This window comes from Flavobacterium sp., assembly GCF_020217025.1.
In the GTDB taxonomy this organism is placed as follows: Bacteria; Bacteroidota; Bacteroidia; order Flavobacteriales; family Flavobacteriaceae; genus Flavobacterium.
Genome location: NZ_JAIWOF010000223.1, coordinates 1 through 19,375 on the forward strand (window position 1 = coordinate 1; position 19,375 = coordinate 19,375).

A 19,375-nucleotide genomic window follows, 5' to 3' on the forward strand; every position below is an offset into this window, starting at 1 on the left:
AATTGTCTGAAAATTCGAGTTTGAAAACTAGTGCTTATGTTTCGTTATATGATTTCGAATTGTATTCTAACTTTACTTTTTTCTTGGAAGATCCAATAAATGGAGACCAAATTAGACAAAAAGAAAAACGAACAACTTTCGGATTAAACTCTGAATTTGACAAACATACTTTCATTAAAAACACTCCGTTTAGCTACCAATTTGGAATGGGCTTACGACAAGATAAAGTGAATGATATTGAACTTTCTCATACTGCTAATCGTGTTACAACACTAGAAAATATAATGTTGGGCGACATAAACGAAAGCAATTTATCTGGTTACGGAAATACTGAATTCAAATTCAACAAATTAATTGTGAATGCCGGACTTCGTTATGATTATTTCAAATTTGATTACTATGACAAATTGAGTCCAACTTATTCAAATGAAGCCGTTAACAAAGGGATTTTGAGTCCTAAATTGAACTTTCTTTATAAATACAATGACAAACTTCAGCTATTTTTAAAATCGGGAAAAGGATTTCACAGTAACGATACACGTGTAAACGTAGCGAATGGTGGAAGAAAAACATTACCTGCTTCGTATGGTTCAGATTTAGGTTTTGTATGGAAACCAACTCCAAAATTAATCATCAATTCAGCGCTTTGGTATTTATTTTTGGAACAAGAATTTGTCTACGTTGGCGATGCGGGAATCGTAGAACCAAGTGGAAAAACCGCAAGAAAAGGAATCGATTTAGGTTTACGCTATCAATTCACCGATTGGCTATTCTTAAATGCTGATTACACTTATACGAATGCTAAAAGCATAGAAGAACCAAGTGGAAACGATTACATTCCGTTGGCTCCAAAAACCACTTTTATGGGAAGTTTGAGTGTGATAAAAAATCGATTTTCGGGTTCGTTTAAAAGCCGCTATTTAGGCGATAGACCTGCGAATGAAGATTATTCTTTAACAGCAGAAGGATATTTTGTTTCCGATTTGAATTTGAATTATACCTACAAAAATTTTACAGCAGGAATTTTAATCGAAAACATCTTCAACACAGAATGGAACGAAACCCAATTTGAAACCGAATCTCAATTACAAGGAGAAACCTCATCTGTAACCGAAATTCACTTTACGCCTGGAACGCCATTTAATTGTAGAGCAGTTTTGAGTTACAAGTTTTAAATAATTCGAAAAATAGTAGTACATTTAACTTCAGATAATAACTTTTTTATGCCAGAATCCATGCTTATTTTAATCACTTTTATTGTAGCACTTGCCGTTGGAATTTTCATCGGGAAGTTAATTTTTAGCGCCAAATCACAATCCGAAAAATCAGGTTTAGAAGAACGAATTAACGGACTTTTAAATCAAATGGAACAATTGAAAGTACAATTTCAAACAGAAAGAAATCAGTTTGAGAAATCGCTTGCCCAACTTTCATCCGAAAAAGAAAATCTTCAAAAAGAAAAGGAATCTTTAGCGATTCATTTGGCTAAAAAGGAAAATGATTTTAATAATTTATTAGAACGCAATAAAGAGCAAAAGCAAGAAGTAGAGCAACTTCAGGAGAAATTCACTAAAGAATTTGAAAACTTAGCCAACAAAATTCTAGAAGAAAAAACAGTAAAATTCACCGAGCAAAACAAGGAGAATTTGAAAAATATTTTGTCACCTTTACAAGACAAAATTCAACTTTTTGAAAAGAAAGTCGAAGATACGCATAAAGAAAGTATCGATTATCATGCTGCGTTACGCCAACAAATTTTGGGACTTCGCGAAATGAACGAGCAAATGAGTAAGGAAACCATCAATTTAACCAAAGCTTTAAAAGGCGACAGCAAAATGCAAGGAAATTGGGGAGAATTGGTGTTAGAACGCGTGTTAGAAAAATCGGGATTAGAGAAAGACAGAGAATATTTTGTACAACAAAGTCACGTTACGGAAGACGGTAATCGTGTATTCCCCGATGTTATCATCAATCTTCCTGATGGCAAGAAAATGATTATCGATTCGAAAGTAACCTTAACCGCTTACGAACGTTACATCAACGAGGAAGATTCGGATATAAAAAATCAACATTTAAAAGAACACATTGTTTCGATAAATCGACATGTAGAGCAATTGGGTAGCAAAAATTACCACGATTTGTACCACATGGAAAGTCCAGATTTTGTGTTGCTTTTCATTCCGATTGAGTCTGCTTTTGCAGTGGCTTTAAATGAAGATACAACGCTATACAACAAAGCATTCGAGAAAAATATTGTGATTGTAACGCCTTCTACCCTTTTGGCAACCTTACGTACGATTGACAGTATGTGGACGAACCAAAAACAACAAGAGAACGCGATTGAAATTGCGCGTCAAGCTGGAGCTTTGTATGATAAATTTGAAGGTTTTGTTTCCGATTTGATTAAAATTGGGAAGAAAATGGACGAAGCTAAAATCGAATATGGTAACGCTATGAACAAGCTGGTTGACGGAAAAGGAAATCTGATTACAAGCGTTGAAAAACTGAAAAAAATGGGAGCTAAAGCTAAAAAAGCACTTCCAGAAGCTGTTCTAAAAAGAGCTAATGAAACAGATGAAATTTCATCACTTTCTGAAAACAATAACGACTAAAAAAGAAAATTATGATACGAAAAATTGTTCTTTATATTGCTTTATCACTAACTCTAATAACGGTGGGTTACTTCAGTTTTATTTATTATGTACCATATAGTGACGGAGTCCGCTCGGGTGAATTGATTAAAATTAGCCATAAAGGTTTTATCGTAAAAACATGGGAGGGCGAATTAAGTCAGGGTATTTCTGGCGCTCAAATTTTTGCTTTTTCTATAATGGACAATGAAACTGCTGTTATTGAACAACTCAAACAAAATCAAGGCAAAAAAGTAACTTTAGAATACGAAGAACGCTACAAAACTTTCTTTTGGTGGGGCGATACCCGCTATTTTGTTACTAAAGTTTCACTTGAAAAATAATTTTTATGGAAATTGCTAATACCGTTGATGCATCAAGAATTACACTTTCTGAATTAATGTTACCATCGCACTCTAACTTCAGTGGAAAAATTCATGGTGGATATTTATTGAAATTAATGGACCAAATTGCCTTTGCTTGTGCCTCTAAATTTTCGGGTTGCTATTGTGTAACGGCTTCGGTGGATACGGTTGATTTTTTGAATCCTGTGGATGTGGGCGAATTGGTTACTTTAAAAGCTTCTGTAAATTACGTTGGCAAAACATCGATGGTGGTGGGAATTCGAGTTACATCGGAACACATTCAAACTGGAGTAAAAAAACATTGCAATTCGAGCTATTTTACCATGGTGGCAAAAAATGAAAACGGACAAAATGTTCAAGTTCCCAAACTTATTTTATCCAATTTAGAAGAAGTTCGCCGCTTTTACGATAGTATTAATCGCATCGAAAACAAAAAAAGAGCTAAAGAAATTGAGACCAATTTTGATCACAAATCAAAAGAAGCGATTGATAATTTAAAAAATTATAATGTTGTAATTTCCGATACTTTATTCAAAATTTAATTACTAAATCGTCAATATTTTGAAAAAAAAGTTATATTTGTCTTAAACAAAACAAACAAAATATAACTAAATGATAAAAAAATACTCGATTTACACCATTATTATTAGTATCTCTCTTCTTATTTATGCTTGTACAAGCGATAATGATGATAATGACTATACACCTGTTTCTCCTGTCACAGTTGACCTAACACAAGTACCCTATTCAAAACTATCGGATTACAAATTTTTTGAAGGCGAAATGAAGAATCAAATTCCTTCATTAAATGTAATTCCATATGAACCTATTTCTTCTCTTTTCACAGATTATGCGCATAAAAAGAGATTTGTTTGGTTGCCAAACGGAACGAAAGCTTCTTTTAATGGCGATGATGAAATTCTAGACTTACCAATTGGTTCTGCTATCATAAAAACTTTTTATTATGATAATGTGCAACCATCAAATTCGACAAAAATACTTGAAACCCGATTGATGATTAGAAAATCAGAAGGTTGGATTTTTGCCGATTACGTTTGGAATGATGAGCAAACAGAAGCGTTACTTGATTTAAATGGTAGTACTAAAAACATTACATTCAAAGACGATAACAATGTAACTAGAACAGTAGATTATAGAATCCCAAATGAAGCACAATGCATTGTTTGTCATAAAACTAAAAGTTATGAAGATGGAAATTATGTTCAAAAGAATATTCCAATTGGTATAAAACCTCAAAACCTAAACAAAACATACAATTATGGTAGCGAATCTAAAAATCAATTAACTAAATGGATTGAATTAGGCAAGCTAAATAATTTTGCGTTACCTACGGAGGCAAACACCATTGTAAATTACAATGATAACACACAACCACTTGAGATGAGAGTTCGATCTTATTTCGACATTAATTGCGCACATTGTCACAAAGAACATGGGCATTGTGATTACAGACCAATGCGTTTTGCTTTTTCTGAAACAAATAACAATCTAACTAATATGGGTGTTTGCGTAGACACACAAGATATGCAAAACTTTGAACCTGCTTTATCAAAAATAGTTACTCCTGGAAACATCTATCGCTCTATGCTTTATCATAGATTAAATACGATTGATGAAACGTATAGAATGCCTTTACACGGTAGAACCATTATTCACGAAGAAGGAATTCAACTTGTAGAAGAGTGGATTAATTCATTAAGCCCTTGTAACTAAAACCCTAACCATTAAACAATACAACTATGAGAAAAACTTTACTATTAACCTTTGCTACATTACTTTCCACAACAGCAAATTTTGCGCAAGACAATTGTGAAAGTGCTATGCCAATTTCTGGTCCAGGAACATATTCTGTAGGAGTGATTAATGGAACCCAACCTTCCAGTTTTTGTGCTCCTAATGGAGCAATACCTACCGTAAATATTCCAGCTGGTGAGTGGTATGCCTATACTCCATCGCAAAATTTTGCAGTAAATATAACTTCTGATATTGCCCTAAACAATCCTAGAAAAGATACTAGAATGCATGTTTTTACTGGAAATTGTAGTAATCTTACTTGTCTCATTGGAGATGATGACTCAGGCTCTAGCTACTCTTCTACCGTAAATTTCAACGTTACTGCTGGAACAACTTATTACATCGTTTGGGACAACAGATGGCTTAATACAACCAATAATACTGGATTTAGCTTTCAACTTACCGAGAGTACTGTTTTAATCCCAACAACTCCAATTACCTACACGACACAAACTGTTCCTACAATAAACAGTGCATATAATATTTGTGTAGTCGACATGAATGGAGATTACAAAGATGATATTGTGGGTATAAGCGCCGCTAATATGCGAATTCATTACCAAACAAATACATCTGGAACCTATACCGTTACTGATATTCCTTTATCTGGAACAGTCTTACAACCGAATTGGAGTATGGCTGCTGGTGATTACAACAAAGATGGTTTTAACGATATTGTTTTAGGTAATGGTAGTGGTGCAACCATTTTGAAATCAAATAGTACTGGAACAGCTTTTTCTACCTATACTCCTGGTCAATATATCTTTTCGCAAAGAACTAATTTTTCTGATTTAAATAATGATGGTAATTTAGATGTATTCGTTTGCCATGATATCGCTCCAAGTTGTTATTACTTAAACGATGGAAGTTCTGGACTAACTTTTTATCAATCAACGGTTACTCCTGGCGCCATGAGTATTGCAACAACAACAGGAAATTATGCAACCCTTTTTACTGATTTTGATAATGACGGAGATTCTGATGTTTTTGTTTCAAAATGTTCTGGACCACCATGTGAATTATACCGAAATGATACAAATGGAATCTACACAAACGTTTCTGCTCTAGCTGGAATCAACATAACTCCTGTACAAACTTGGTCTTCTGCTATTGCCGATTTCGACAATGATGGTGATATGGATGTAATCATTACTGCAAGTTCAGGAGCACATAATTTTTTTAGAAACAATTTTGAAACTACAGGAACATTGAGTGCTTTTACCAATATAACAGCAGGTTCTGGATGGGATACTAACACCTCAACTAGTACTGACAACATTGCTTATGATTTTGACAATGATGGAAGAGTGGATGTTTTAGGAGGTGCAAATAAAATCATGTTTAATCAAGGAAATAATATTTTTGCTGCTGTAACTTACACCGGATTATCCGTTTCTGCGGTAGGTGATTTAAACAACGATGGCTTTATAGATTTTCAAAACGGTTCTACAATTCGATATGCTGTTCCAAATGGAAACAATTGGGTTAAATTTAATCTACGAGGAGTTCAAAGCAATAGAAATGGTATAGGTGCCCGAATTGAGATTTATGGTGCGTTTGGAAAACAAATTAGAGATATTAGAAGCGGTGAAGGATTTAGACATATGAGTACCCTAAATGCACACTTTGGTTTAGGTACTGCAACTGCCGTAAGTCAAGTGGTTGTAATTTGGCCATCAGGAACAGTTGATGTGATAAACAACCCAACAATTAATCAAGCTTTAACTATTATTGAAGGTTCTAGCCCATTGAGTGTTGCTGATAACAACTTAAATTCTATTAAATTGTACCCAAATCCTTCAAGCGATATAATTACACTTTCAAATACTGAAATGCTAAATATTAAGCGTATTTCAATTATTTCAACACTTGGAAACGTGATAAAAGAAGTTACATTGTCAAATTCTAGTTTTTCTGTTTCAGAATTAGCACAAGGTGTTTACATTTTATCAATTGAAACTACAGACGGAGAAAAATACTCTAAAAATTTTATAAAAAAATAATTCAACTAAACTCAATAAAAAAAGCTGATTAAAGTTTAAGAATCAGCTTTTTTTTTATTGCTTTATTTAAAACACTCTCACTAAATTAAATCCGAAACCAAATTCTCCTTTAGTCCAATCGCCGACGGTTTGCCCTAAATATCCGGTTTCATGCATTGCAGTCGAATTGGTAAAATGCATCTGAAAAACGTGACCTCCTGTTTCCAAATCGAAACCTATTGATAATGGATTCTTGTAAATAGATTCATTAGCTCTGTTTAAATGAGCGGCATAATCTACGTTAAACGACCAACGCTTGGTTAATTTATAACGACCTCCTATTCCAATGGCATATTGTGTATTGTCTTGAGGATTTGGAGAAATAACCATATTATTTTCATCTAAAATATCACGTAATGTATTTTCATGGAAAACCGTTGGAGCTAATTCTAAAGATAACTTTTCTGAAAATTTACGCGAAATTAAAAGTTGGGTTACATAACCTAAACGATTTTCGAATTTTAAATTAGGATAATTTTCCTTTTTTAATTCCGAATTAACGGCAATGCTATTAAATCCAACTATTGTTACCGGAAAATTATTCTCACCTTGAGCAAATAAACGATATTTAACTGCAGCATCATACGTTTTCTGAAAACCACTTCTCGAAACATGAACGGTTAACCAATCGTTTACTCCGTATAAAAACTTCAACTGGGTATTGGCATTATCCAATCCAAAAAAATCATCAAATCCATTATTCACAAATCCAAATCGGTGCGCTACAATGAAGTAAAAATCACCTTTTGAAGCTAATTTTGTAGATTCTAAATTCACAATTTTCAAAGATTTAAATGCCGATTCAACTTTCTGATTTTGCGGAATTGAATCAATTTCGTTTAACAAATCATCTTGAGCAAATCCAATAAACGAAGAAAGTAACGATAAGAAAATTAGTTTTTTCATAATTAAGGTTTTATTTATAAAATAGTGTTAATTAAAGTAGTTTTTGAAATTGAGAGATTTTTGAAAGTCGTTATTGTTCCACAATACATTGATCCATTCTTAATTCTTCGAAAAGTTCATCATATCCAATAAATCTGCCTTTTACTTTTACCAAATCGCCATTTTTCACTTTTTTAATTTCTTCTTTAGTTAGCAAAGCAATAAGCTTATCATCTAGAATTATACTGTTTTGTTTTAAATCCAATGCGGTAACATTTCCGTATATGGAAATAGTTTGATTAGCATAAGTAGCGATTGAAGAATCAGGATTGTTAATAAAGCGTTGCGATAATTCGTTCACACTAGTCTCAAAAGCCGAATTTTCTGATGCTATGTCCCGATGTGACTGATACAAGAAAAAATACAATGCGATAATGGATAGTAATAATCCAAAAACAGAACCTAATAGTAATCTAAATTTCAATTTTCTAGTCATAACTAATATATTTAAAATGAAAAAAATGATACAAAAAATCTCCTTGTTAGTGCTTATTTTTACAACGATAAGTTGTACAGAAGACAGTATTTCTGATTTAAGTGAAACTGAAATCCCAACTTCAATAAGCTATCAGAACGATGTAAGACCTATTATTCAAAACAATTGCTTAAACTGTCATGGTAACCCTACCAACTTTGGAGCACCAAATTCTCTTACTACATACGAGAATGTAAAGGCTTCGGTTTTAAATAATTTAATTGACCGAATTTCAAGAGTTGAAGGAACATCTGGAGCTATGCCTTTGGGAGGACCAAGATTATCACAAAACGACATCAACATCATAATCGAATGGCAAAATGCTAATTTTCCTCAATAACTAAATCTTATACTTATGAAAACGAAACTATTTTTGGTTTTACTTTTGATTACCCATTTCTCTTTCGCTCAAGACAAATTAATCACTAAAACCGGAACCATTACTTTTGAAGCTTCAGTGCCTTCATTTGAAGAAGTAAAGGCAAAAAATTCAGGTGTTTCTTGTGTGATTAATACCAAAACGGGCGAAATTGCTTCACTTGCCTTATTAAGAGGGTTCCGATTTAAGGTGGCGTTAATGGAAGAACATTTTAACGAGAATTATGTGGAAAGCGATAAATTCCCTAAAGCCACTTTTAAAGGAAAAATAGAAAATTTCGACCTTTCTAAGATTACTACAACAGCAACCAATTATACCATTAAAGGAAAATTAGAACTGCATGGAAAAGCAAAAGACATTTCAATAATCGCAAAAATTAAAAAAGGAAAAGATGGCATAGAAATTGTATCTGACTTTACCGTCAATACAGATGACTTTGACATTGAAATTCCAAGTGTAGTGAGTAAAAAAGTTACCAAGAAAGTAAATGTTCGCTTTGAATTTGCATTGAATTAGTATTTTATTATATTTACATTATTATACAAACAAGAAACTCACATGAAAAAAATGACACAAATTGCATTAACTGCCCTATTATTTGTAGGAATTACAGCCAATGCACAAACACAATTAAAAAAAGGTTCTGTAACTTACAACATGACAATGCCAAGCGCAAGTGAGGAAATGGCCGCAATGGGAGAAAGCACTATAACTGTTCATTTTGACGAAACCATGCAAGCTACAGATATGAGTATGATGGGCGGCATGATGATGATGAAAACTATTGTTCCTAATGAGAATAAAAAAGATTCTAAAATGACAATGGAAGTAATGGGTATGAAATATGAAATTACTGATGTAGGAGAAGAAGCTTCAAAAACCTCTAAAGGTCTTAGTAATTTAGATGACGCTAAAGAAATTGTTTACGACAAAAAAGACACTAAAGAAATCGTAGGATTTAAATGCTATAAAGCAATTATAACTATGAACGATGGTTCAAAAAACACATTCTACGTTACAGATGCAATTGCACCTCAAGCGCCTTCAAATCCTAAAGTAGCGCTTAAATTAACAGGATATCCATTAGAAATGAAGGTTAAAACAGCTCAAGGCGACATGGTTATGACAGCTACAAAATTTTCAAAAGAAATTCCTGCAGATGCTTTTAAAGTAGGCGAAGGTTTTACTAAAGTAACTATGGAAGAATTCCAAAAACAAATGGGTGGTATGTAATACTAACTCTTTTATGATAGTAAAAAGCACTGAGAAATCGGTGCTTTTTTTGTATCCTAATTTAGAAAATTAAAAAGTCTATCTAAAAGTTCTATTTTACAAGTTAAACTTACTAGCTACTTTCAAAATGCAAGTTAAATTTTGAAATATTTTTATAGTTATGGAAAAAAATAAAAAAAGATCGGACTGTCCAATTAGTTGTACCCTTGATATTTTGGGCGATAAATGGTCGTTATTGATTATTAGAGATATGATGTTTCGTCAAAAATCGACTTATGGGGAATTTTTAAAATCGGAAGAAAAAATTGCTACGAATATTTTGGCTGCAAGACTACAAAATTTGGAAGAAAATGAACTCATCGAAAAACTAGAACACCCAGAAAGTAAAGCAAAGGTGTTATATAAGCTTACGCCAAAAGCAATTGATTTATTACCCATTATTGTAGAAATCCATTTGTGGGCTGATAAATACTTTACCATTCCAGCCGACATAAAAGCCATGATAAATGATACCAAAAAAGGAAAAGAAGCCTTTATAAAAACCACAACGCAGCAATTAAAAAAACAAATAGCGGGTTAGAAAATAGTATTTTGAACTAATGTTTCATAAGCTAATTTGTAAGAATTTTTTCTTATATTTGAAAAACGCTAGTTTATAGCGCTTAAACACCCCAAATTGGGTAGATTGGCGATACTTTGAAGCGCATATATACAAGTTGGCGGTAATGATACAGAAATGAACATAGAACAAGTAGAAATTATAAAGCAATATTTGAGTATTGAAACAAACTACGCTGTCATTATTAACGGACAGTATGGTGTTGGCAAGACTCATTTTTACAAAAACTATCTATCTCCAAAAATTAAAGAAGTATCCCTTGCGAAAGATTACAGGAAAAAATTTACTCCAATTCATATTTCTCTTTTTGGGTTTAAAAGTTTAGATGAAATTCAGACCGCAATTTTTGTAGAACTTTATCCAATTCTTAGACATAAAGGTTTAAAATTAGCTGCTGGGATTGGCAAATCCTTAATAAGGGGAATTGCACAAATAAAGGGTGCAGGAGATATTGATGATTATATAGGTGATATAAGTCAAGATGCTGATGATTGGTTAAAGTATGACGAATTAGTCATTTGCTTTGATGACTTGGATAGAAAAAGTGAAAGTTTGGATTTACGTGATGTATTCGGCTTCATAAATTCGTTAGTTGAAAATCAAGGTGCGAAAATTATAATTATAGCTAACGAAGAACAACTAATTAAAGATGAGAATTATTCTTCAAGTCTCAGAGAAAAGGTAATTGGTGTTTCAATTCAATTTGAACCAGACGTTGAAAGTGTATTTAAACAAATTATTGATACGAGATATTCATCTTCTTCAAAATCATTCTATGCTTTTCTAGAAATTAATTCTTCTCGGATTGTAGAAATTATTCAAGTAAACCAAAATAACTTTAGAAACTTAATTTTCTTTCTTGAACACTTTAGGACAATCTACTATCCATTGGAAAATGAATTTCAAGTAGATAAAGACTTCAATCTTTTAAAAGAAGAAAAACTCCAATCGGTTCTCGATTTTACAATTGCAATTACCATAGAGTATAAACTTGGATTAATAAACTCTACAAATTTTAAAGAAGTGAAAGAACTTGGTCAAGTTTCCTTCTCAAATTTTGATTTTAGCTTGCTACTTAAGAACAATAAAAAAGATGAAAAGGAAGAAAAAACTCCGACTTACATAGAGACGTTTAGAAACAAATATTTTACAAACAAAAAGTATTATTTCTTTAAATCCGTATTTGACTATGTCACTGGAACAAAGTCATTTTGCATTAAGACTTTGAAGTCTGAATTAATGGAGTATTTTATTGTGAAAGATGGAGAAATCCCTGAGCAAGAAATAATACTAAATGACTTATCTTACTTGGGTTGCCTAAACTTATCAGACGAAAGCTACAAAAGACTAACTTCAAAAATGCTTGAATTTGTCGATGACGGAAAATACCAACTAAGACAGTATGCAACCGTTTTTCATTATGCAACTCGATTTAATAATATCCTCGGCTACAATTTTAAAAACCTAAAAAGGAGATTTAAAAATGGAATAAAAAATGGAATTTCTAATTACACGTACAATTACGACTTAGGATTCCATATGTCGGTGAGTAGCGATACAGAATTTATAGATGATGTTATTGAAATAATAAAGTATTGTGTAGAAATAAATGATTCCTTACAAAAGGTTAATAAAGAGACAGAATTAAAAGAACTATTTGATTTATTCCAAAACGACTATGATTCATTTATAGAAAAAGTATCCGAGCGAGATAATGAATTAAGATACTCGCCTTTTTGGTTAGAATTCAACTTGAAAAAGGTAGTAAAAACCATAGGACAACTTGAAAATGAGAAGATTTGGAAACTAGGACATTATTTTAAAAACAGGTATCATGTTCACATCTACGAAAAGATTTTCCCAGAAAAGGATTTTGTAATTAAGCTTAGAGAAGAAATTAATAAGCCAACAAGGAAAAGGAAAGTGAAAAGTTTAAAAAATGCAAGCTTAAACTACCTTACACAGACACTATCTGAATGCGAGAACAACTTCCCGAAATAAGAATCACTACTGCCAACATCACCTATACGCAATCAGGGGTTTCGTGCTTCGTAGGGCAGGAAAGTAGTAAAATTAAAGTTCAGTTCTTCGTAGGAAGTTCAGTGGTAAAATCCCTGCCTGCGTATAGCTGAGAACCGTTGAAATTTCAATCTAAAAAGTTGTTTATGGCAACTCGCCATTTTTAAAACAAAAAAATCCCGAGCCAACACTCGGGATTTACTATTTTTAGATTCTGAATCGAGTTCAGAATGACAAAATGCTATTTCAAACTCGCTAAACTTTGTTCTAAAGTCGCAATTTTAGCTAAAGCGTCGGCTTCTTTTTTGCGTTCGTTGGCGATTACTTGTTCAGGTGCGCCGGCTACGAATTTCTCGTTAGACAATTTCCCTTGTACTGAGCGTAAGAAACCTTTCGTGTAGTTCAACTCTTCGGTTAATTTTGCAATTTCTGCTTCTACATCAATGTTTCCTTTAATTGGAATAAAATATTCATTCGATTTCACACGATACGATAACGCACCATCTACTTTATCTGCAACATATTCTAACGTAGTCAAGTTTCCTAACTTCTGAATCACCGAATCAAAATACGTTGATGCTTTTTCGTTGTTCACCACTTTTAATTCCATCGCATCTTTAAACGGAATGTTTTTGTCTTTACGAATCGTTCTAATTCCAGAAATTACTTCGGTTGCAAAATCAAAATCGGTAATTAATTTTTCGTCAAATGCTTTTGCTTTTGGCCACTCGCCTACTATCAACGCTTGTTCTGGCGTTCTTTCGGCAATATGATGCCAAATTTCCTCCGTTAAAAACGGCATGAACGGATGTAACAATTTCAAGTTCGCTTCTAACATTTCAATTGCTTTTTCAAACGTAGCGCGGTCAATTGGTTGTTGGTAACCTGGTTTGATCATTTCTAAGAACCACGAACAAAAATCGTCCCAAACCAATTTGTAAATCGCCATTAACGCGTCTGATAATCTGTATTTATCAAAGTTATCTTCGATTTCGGCTAAGGTTTGTTGCAACTTCGCTTCGTACCATTCGATGGCAACTTTTGAAGATTCTGGTTGTGCAATATCCGCCACTTCCCAACCTTTGATTAGTTTGAAAGCATTCCAAATTTTGTTAGAGAAACCTTTTCCTTGGTTGCATAATTCTTCGTCGAATAAAATATCATTTCCTGCCGAAGCACTCAATAACAATCCCACACGAACTCCATCAGCACCAAATTTTTCAATTAGTCCAAGCGGTTCTGGAGAATTTCCTAAAGATTTCGACATTTTACGACCTTGCTTATCACGAACTAATCCTGTTAAATATACGTTTGAAAATGGTTTTTCGCCTGCATATTCATAACCTGCAATAATCATACGCGCTACCCAGAAGAATAAAATATCGGGACCCGTAACTAAATCATTGGTAGGATAATAATATTTAAAATCTTCACTTTCTGGATTTAAAACACCTCCAAAAACCGCCATTGGCCATAACCATGAAGAAAACCAAGTATCTAGGGCGTCAGCGTCCTGACGTAAGTCAGCAGTGGTCAGTGTTGCGTTGCCAGTTTTTACTTTCGCAAGCTCAAGGGCTTTCTCGATGTTTTCCGCTACTACGAAATCTTCTTTTCCGTCACCAAAATAGTACGCCGGAATTTGTTGTCCCCACCACAATTGGCGTGAAATATTCCAATCGCGAATGTTGTTTAACCAATGCGCATACGTATTGTTAAAACGGCTTGGATATAATTTGATTTCGTCTGATTCTAAAACGGCTTTGATAGCAGGTTTTACTAAATCTTCCATTTTTAAGAACCATTGGTCGGATAATCTTGGTTCGATTACCGCTTTTGTTCTTTCAGAAGTTCCTACTTTATTCAAATGCGTTTCGGTTTTTGCTAACGCTCCGATTGTTTCTAATTCTTTCGCAATTTCTTCACGAACAACAAATCTGTCTTTTCCTTGATAATGCAATCCGAAAGAATTCAAAGTCGCATCTTCATTGAAAATATCGATGATTTCTAAATTGTGTTTATCACCTAACGTTTTATCGTTTGTATCGTGAGCAGGCGTTACTTTTAAACAACCTGTACCGAATTCTACATCAACATATTCGTCTTCGATGATTGGCACTACTCTACCACAAATTGGAACGATTGCTTTCTTCCCTTTTAAATGCGAAAAACGTTCGTCATTTGGATTGATACAGATTGCAGTATCTCCAAAAATTGTTTCTGGACGAGTCGTTGCAACGGTTAAGAAATCTTCTGAACCTTCGATTTTATATTTGATGAAATATAATTTTCCTTGACGTTCTTCAAAGATTACTTCTTCGTCTGATAAGGTAGTTTTAGCTTCTGGATCCCAGTTTACCATTCGGTAACCGCGGTAAATCAAACCTTTGTTGTATAAATCTACAAATGAGTGAATTACCGATGCTGACATATCGTCATCCATCGTAAACTTAGTACGACTCCAATCGCAAGAACAACCTAATTGTTTTAATTGCTCTAAGATGGTTCCTCCGTATTTTTCGGTCCAATCCCAAGCGTGTTTTAGGAATTCTTCGCGTGTTAAATCGTTTTTATTGATGCCTTCTTCTTTTAACTTCGCTACTACTTTCGCTTCGGTTGCAATTGAGGCATGGTCGGTTCCTGGCACCCAACAAGCGTTGAACCCTTTTAAACGCGCACGACGAATTAATACATCTTGAATGGTGTTATTCAACATGTGTCCCATATGTAAGACTCCCGTTACGTTTGGTGGCGGAATTACAATGGTGTACGGCGTTCTGTGGTCGGGTTTGGATGTAAAATAATCGTTTTTCATCCAGTAGTCGTACCACTTTTGTTCTACTTCTTTAGCGTTGAATTGTGCAGGAATCATTATATTTTTTTCTTGTTTAATTGTTGAATCGTTGAACGGTTGAATCGTTCGTTTTAACATTCCAAAACTTACTTTGGTATGCTTTTTGTTTTACTAATTGCAAAAGTAACTATATAACGAAAATAAAAAAAATGTTAGGAGTAGTTTGTTGGTTGCTTATATTTAATTATTTTTACAACAACCTATTAATTTATAAGATGATGAAAAAATTACTTGTTTATTTAACTGTATTAGTTGGGATGGCTTCTTTTGCTCAAACGGGTCCAAAGATTGAATTTAAAGAAGAAACCATCAACTATGGTGAGGTAGAAAAAGGAAAAGATGATGGAATTAGAATTTTTGAATTCACAAATACGGGTGATGCTCCACTAATTATTACCAATGCAAAATCGAGCTGTGGTTGTACCGTGCCTGAATGGCCAAAAGAACCAATTGCTCCAGGTAAAAAAGGGCAAATTAAAGTTCAGTATAACATGAATCCGGGTCCTATTAGTAAAACAATTACTATTGAAAGTAATGCGGTAAACAAACCAAATGGTATGGTTCCGTTACGAATCAAAGGAACGGTAATTGTTAAGGAAGAAATTAGTCCGTTAGTTAAAAAGAAAACGTTTCCAAATTCATAAATAAAAAGTCCCAATTCGTTGGGACTTTTTTTATAGGATTTTTTTTAAATTAAACTTAAAAGTAATTTGTTCATTTTTACGTTCAATTATAATCGTAATTAATTTTCCATCTTCCGATTGAAATACATCAGTTATATTCTGAATGGATAATTGATTAATCCCTTTATTGTTCAGTTTAATGATTTTATCACCTACTTTGAGTCCTGCTATAGCTGCGGGAGAATCTTTCCTAATACTATAGATTTCAAAAATTGGTTTTAATTCATATTTATACTTATTCCTATCGCCTCCTTTTTCAAAATAAAATTCGTCTAAGTTTAGAAGTCCAATTGCGGAATTTACATTAACCCCTTCCTTCACCCATTGAAAACCAAAATGTTGTACTTCAATTCCAGACATATTGTAATTGAATGGTAAATCATAAGCTCTATTTTTTTGAAAATAAAAATCACTATTCTTATAATCCAGTACCCAATTGAATCGCTTTATTACTTCGCCACCTAGTGAACCATTTCTATTGCTATAAATGCTAATTCTTTTAAAGAAGACACTGTCAGGATAAGAAACAATAACGTTTTTAAATTCATAATTTGAAAGTACAACATTTTTTATTCTGGCTTTTTTTCCTTCAATATCCCCAGATAATCCTCTCCCTAAAACATCGTTGATATAAAAATTAGAGCATTTAATTTTATCATTTTCAAAAAGCCACAAGCCTTCACCCAAACCCGTATCAAATAATAGTTTTAAAGTTGCTTCCTTGCCTTCCAATTCGGTATTAATTGACACATAAGGCTTATTTTCATCAATCTCAACCTTACATTTCGACATATTTCTTCTTGCTTTATCAATTTGTTTCCTACTATTTTTAAACAATGTTATGCACTTTTTATCATAATCAATTTTCGTAACATACTGTTTAAAAAAAGTGCTTCCTAAAATACCATTAATTGGTAATCCTATTTTATTAATCAAAGTAATTTCTTGATCAGGAATTAATAAAATCTCAAAATTACTATCTTCAAGTTCATTGATTTTTAATGTATTATTTTTAGAAAGATAAGCAATAATCGACTGATCATTTCCAACACCTCTAACTTCTATTTTATCCGTTTGGTTTAAAACTAAAGAATCATTTTCTGGAAAACTAAACAACATGCTCCTATCTGAACCCGTATCTACAATCATTTTGAGAGGAACTCCGTTAAAACCAACATCAACAATAATAAGATTATGAGTAAGTTCAAAAGGAATTTTAATTGTATTCTTTTTTGAATTCCAATTAAAACTAGACTGCGACTGAAGCGTTACAGTAACCATGAATAAAAATACTATTTGAATAATCTTTCTCATCTAAAAATTTATAACCTAAATGTAAGAAATTAAGACTTCACTTTTATGTTTTTAACATTTTTTAGTATCCGTTTTTAGTTATATCACAAAAAAAATTGCAATTTTGTGCATCTTTAAAAAACAGATTATGCCAAAAGTTTCCATTAAAGGCCAACAAATGCCAGAATCACCAATTAGAAAATTGGTACCTTATGCTGAAATTGCTAAGAAAAAAGGTCATAAAGTATATCACTTAAATATTGGGCAACCTGATATTAAAACACCAGAAGTTGCTTTAGAAGCTGTAAAAAAAGCTGATATTTCAGTTCTTGAATACAGTCATTCTGCAGGTTTTGAAAGTTACAGAACTAAACTTTCTCAATACTATAAAAATCATGGGTTACCTATAGATACTCAAGATATCATCATTACAACTGGTGGTTCTGAAGCATTACTTTTTGCTATGGGAAGTACAATGGATGCAGGTGATGAAATTATTATCCCTGAACCTTTTTATGCTAATTACAACGGATTTTCAACAGCTTCTGGTGTGCATGTAGTTCCTGTGATTTCAGGAATTGAAACTGGATTTGCATTACCTCCAATCGAGGCTTTTGAAAAGTTAATTACGCCTAAAACAAAAGCAATCTTAATTTGTAATCCAGGTAATCCAACAGGTTACTTATATTCTCAAGAAGAAATTTTAAAATTAGCAGAAATAGTTAAGAAACATGATTTATTCTTAATTGCTGACGAAGTTTACCGTGAGTTTATTTATGATGGTGACAAACATTTTTCAGTAATGAATGTTCCTGGTTTAGAAGAGAACGCTATTATGATTGATTCGGTTTCTAAACGTTATAGTATGTGTGGAGCTCGAATTGGTTGTATTGTTTCTAAAAACAAAGAAGTAATGGCAACAGCAATGAAATTTGCTCAGGCTCGTTTAAGCCCTCCTACTTATGCTCAGATTGCTAGTGAAGCTGCATTGGAAACTCCTCAAAGTTACTTTGATGATGTTATTTCAGAATATAAAGATCGTAGAGATACTCTTATAACAGAATTAAACAAAATTGAAGGAGTTAAAGTAGCGACTCCAAAAGGAGCATTTTATTGCATCGCTAAATTACCAATTGATAATGCAGATAAATTTGCACAATGGTTATTAGAATCTTATGATTTAAATGGTGAAACCGTTATGGTTGCTCCAGCCGCAGGATTTTATTCAACACCAAATATTGGTTTAGACGAAGTTCGTATTGCTTATGTATTGAAAAAAGACGATTTGATTAAATCTGTTCAAATTTTAAAAGAAGCAATAGCTGTTTACAACAAGTTATAATTCAATATAAAATTATAATAAAAAAGAGTCCACGTATTCGGACTCTTTTTTTTATCCTTAAGTCTTAGATTTTACAAAAAAAAAGCGGCACTAAGTACCGCTTTTTTTGTTTTAAATATTTAATTATCGTTTTAATGAGAAGTGTGCTTTGAATTGTTTCTTAGCTCCGTTCTCTAAATAATCAACAGTGAACCAGTAATCGGTCGAAGGAAGGTTTTCTTGGTTGTAAGTACCATCCCAAAACTCAACACCTCTCAACTGTTTGATTAGTTTTCCGTATCTATCAAAGATGTAGATTACATCGGTATCTTGTAAACCAGCGATAAACCAACCATCATTGATACCATCTCCATTTGGTGTAAAATAATGAGGATAATCAATCACCAATAATGTATAAGTTAAATAAGTACATCCTTGTGTATCAACTACGGTTATAGTATGAGGTCCAGAACTTACATTAGTAAACACATTGGAAGATTGTAAAGTTCCTTCATCTAATGAATACATTAGTGTTCCGCTTCCACCTGTTATATTCACTGTTAAAGTGGCATTTCCACTAAAATAAGCACTTTGGGTTACAGTCATACTTGCCGCTGGTGTTACTGATGTAACATTTGCAGTTACCATAGTTGTAACATCTGAAGAAACACAATTCGTAATGCTATTTGTAGCAATTACACCATA

The 19,375-nt window shown here is 32.9% G+C and carries 18 protein-coding genes; 13 read left to right on the forward strand and 5 right to left on the reverse strand.

What is annotated here, in order from left to right; genetic code table 11:
• The 6 genes from LDL23_RS11680 to LDL23_RS11705 form a co-directional block, all read left to right on the forward strand.
• Positions 1-1,175: TonB-dependent receptor (locus LDL23_RS11680; RefSeq protein WP_366935489.1), on the forward strand; the 1,175-nt coding region annotated here is incomplete at its 5' end.
• Positions 1,176-1,223: 48 nt separating this feature from the next.
• Positions 1,224-2,612: a DNA recombination protein RmuC gene (gene rmuC / locus LDL23_RS11685; RefSeq protein WP_291265856.1), complete on the forward strand. Its 1,389-nt coding sequence runs from the start codon at positions 1,224-1,226 to the stop codon at positions 2,610-2,612.
• 11 nt (positions 2,613-2,623) lie between these two features.
• Positions 2,624-2,974, forward strand: a complete 351-nt coding sequence (locus tag LDL23_RS11690; RefSeq protein ID WP_291265857.1) for a 6-phosphogluconate dehydrogenase — start codon at positions 2,624-2,626, stop codon at positions 2,972-2,974.
• A 5-nt stretch (positions 2,975-2,979) separates the two neighbouring features.
• Entirely contained in the window at positions 2,980-3,537 is a 558-nt protein-coding gene (locus LDL23_RS11695) for an acyl-CoA thioesterase (protein WP_291265858.1), read from the forward strand.
• A gap of 70 nt (positions 3,538-3,607) precedes the next feature.
• The gene (locus LDL23_RS11700; RefSeq protein WP_291265859.1) at positions 3,608-4,729 is read left to right on the forward strand and encodes a hypothetical protein; all 1,122 of its coding nucleotides are present in this window, start codon (positions 3,608-3,610) and stop codon (positions 4,727-4,729) included.
• Positions 4,730-4,755: 26 nt separating this feature from the next.
• Positions 4,756-6,813: an FG-GAP-like repeat-containing protein gene (locus tag LDL23_RS11705; RefSeq protein WP_291265860.1), complete on the forward strand. Its 2,058-nt coding sequence runs from the start codon at positions 4,756-4,758 to the stop codon at positions 6,811-6,813.
• Positions 6,814-6,879: 66 nt separating this feature from the next.
• On the opposite strand, the gene LDL23_RS11710 is transcribed toward LDL23_RS11705, so the two are convergent.
• Entirely contained in the window at positions 6,880-7,758 is an 879-nt protein-coding gene (locus LDL23_RS11710; protein ID WP_291265861.1) for a DUF5777 family beta-barrel protein, read from the reverse strand.
• A 70-nt stretch (positions 7,759-7,828) separates the two neighbouring features.
• Positions 7,829-8,233 (reverse strand): hypothetical protein, encoded by a 405-nt coding sequence (locus LDL23_RS11715; RefSeq protein ID WP_291265862.1) that lies wholly within the window; start codon positions 8,231-8,233, stop codon positions 7,829-7,831.
• Between the two features lie 25 nt (positions 8,234-8,258).
• On the opposite strand from LDL23_RS11715, the gene LDL23_RS11720 reads away from it, so the two are divergent.
• The 5 genes from LDL23_RS11720 (at position 8,259) to LDL23_RS11740 (ending at position 12,504) form a co-directional block, all read left to right on the forward strand.
• On the forward strand, positions 8,259-8,612 hold the full coding sequence (locus LDL23_RS11720; protein WP_291265863.1) for a cytochrome c: 354 nt from the start codon (positions 8,259-8,261) through the stop codon (positions 8,610-8,612).
• A gap of 15 nt (positions 8,613-8,627) precedes the next feature.
• Positions 8,628-9,167: a YceI family protein gene (locus LDL23_RS11725; RefSeq protein ID WP_291265864.1), complete on the forward strand. Its 540-nt coding sequence runs from the start codon at positions 8,628-8,630 to the stop codon at positions 9,165-9,167.
• A gap of 51 nt (positions 9,168-9,218) precedes the next feature.
• Complete coding sequence (locus tag LDL23_RS11730) at positions 9,219-9,884, forward strand: hypothetical protein (protein WP_291265865.1); 666 nt, start codon at positions 9,219-9,221, stop codon at positions 9,882-9,884.
• Between the two features lie 160 nt (positions 9,885-10,044).
• Positions 10,045-10,464, forward strand: a complete 420-nt coding sequence (locus LDL23_RS11735) for a helix-turn-helix domain-containing protein (protein WP_291265866.1) — start codon at positions 10,045-10,047, stop codon at positions 10,462-10,464.
• Between the two features lie 156 nt (positions 10,465-10,620).
• A complete protein-coding gene (locus LDL23_RS11740) occupies positions 10,621-12,504 on the forward strand; it encodes a P-loop NTPase fold protein (protein WP_291265867.1) in 1,884 nt (627 codons plus the stop codon).
• A gap of 259 nt (positions 12,505-12,763) precedes the next feature.
• On the opposite strand, the gene LDL23_RS11745 is transcribed toward LDL23_RS11740, so the two are convergent.
• Entirely contained in the window at positions 12,764-15,394 is a 2,631-nt protein-coding gene (locus LDL23_RS11745) for a valine--tRNA ligase (protein WP_291265871.1), read from the reverse strand.
• Positions 15,395-15,591: 197 nt separating this feature from the next.
• Between LDL23_RS11745 and LDL23_RS11750 the strand changes: the two genes are divergently transcribed.
• On the forward strand, positions 15,592-16,017 hold the full coding sequence (locus tag LDL23_RS11750; RefSeq protein WP_035693499.1) for a DUF1573 domain-containing protein: 426 nt from the start codon (positions 15,592-15,594) through the stop codon (positions 16,015-16,017).
• Between the two features lie 30 nt (positions 16,018-16,047).
• On the opposite strand, the gene LDL23_RS11755 is transcribed toward LDL23_RS11750, so the two are convergent.
• A complete protein-coding gene (locus LDL23_RS11755) occupies positions 16,048-17,370 on the reverse strand; it encodes an aspartyl protease family protein (RefSeq protein ID WP_291265868.1) in 1,323 nt (440 codons plus the stop codon).
• A 127-nt stretch (positions 17,371-17,497) separates the two neighbouring features.
• Here LDL23_RS11755 and LDL23_RS11760 point away from each other — a divergent pair, with 127 nt between their 5' ends.
• The gene (locus LDL23_RS11760; RefSeq protein WP_291265869.1) at positions 17,498-18,691 is read left to right on the forward strand and encodes a pyridoxal phosphate-dependent aminotransferase; all 1,194 of its coding nucleotides are present in this window, start codon (positions 17,498-17,500) and stop codon (positions 18,689-18,691) included.
• 123 nt (positions 18,692-18,814) lie between these two features.
• On the opposite strand, the gene LDL23_RS11765 is transcribed toward LDL23_RS11760, so the two are convergent.
• Positions 18,815-19,375: T9SS type B sorting domain-containing protein (locus LDL23_RS11765; RefSeq protein ID WP_291265870.1), on the reverse strand; the 561-nt coding region annotated here is incomplete at its 5' end.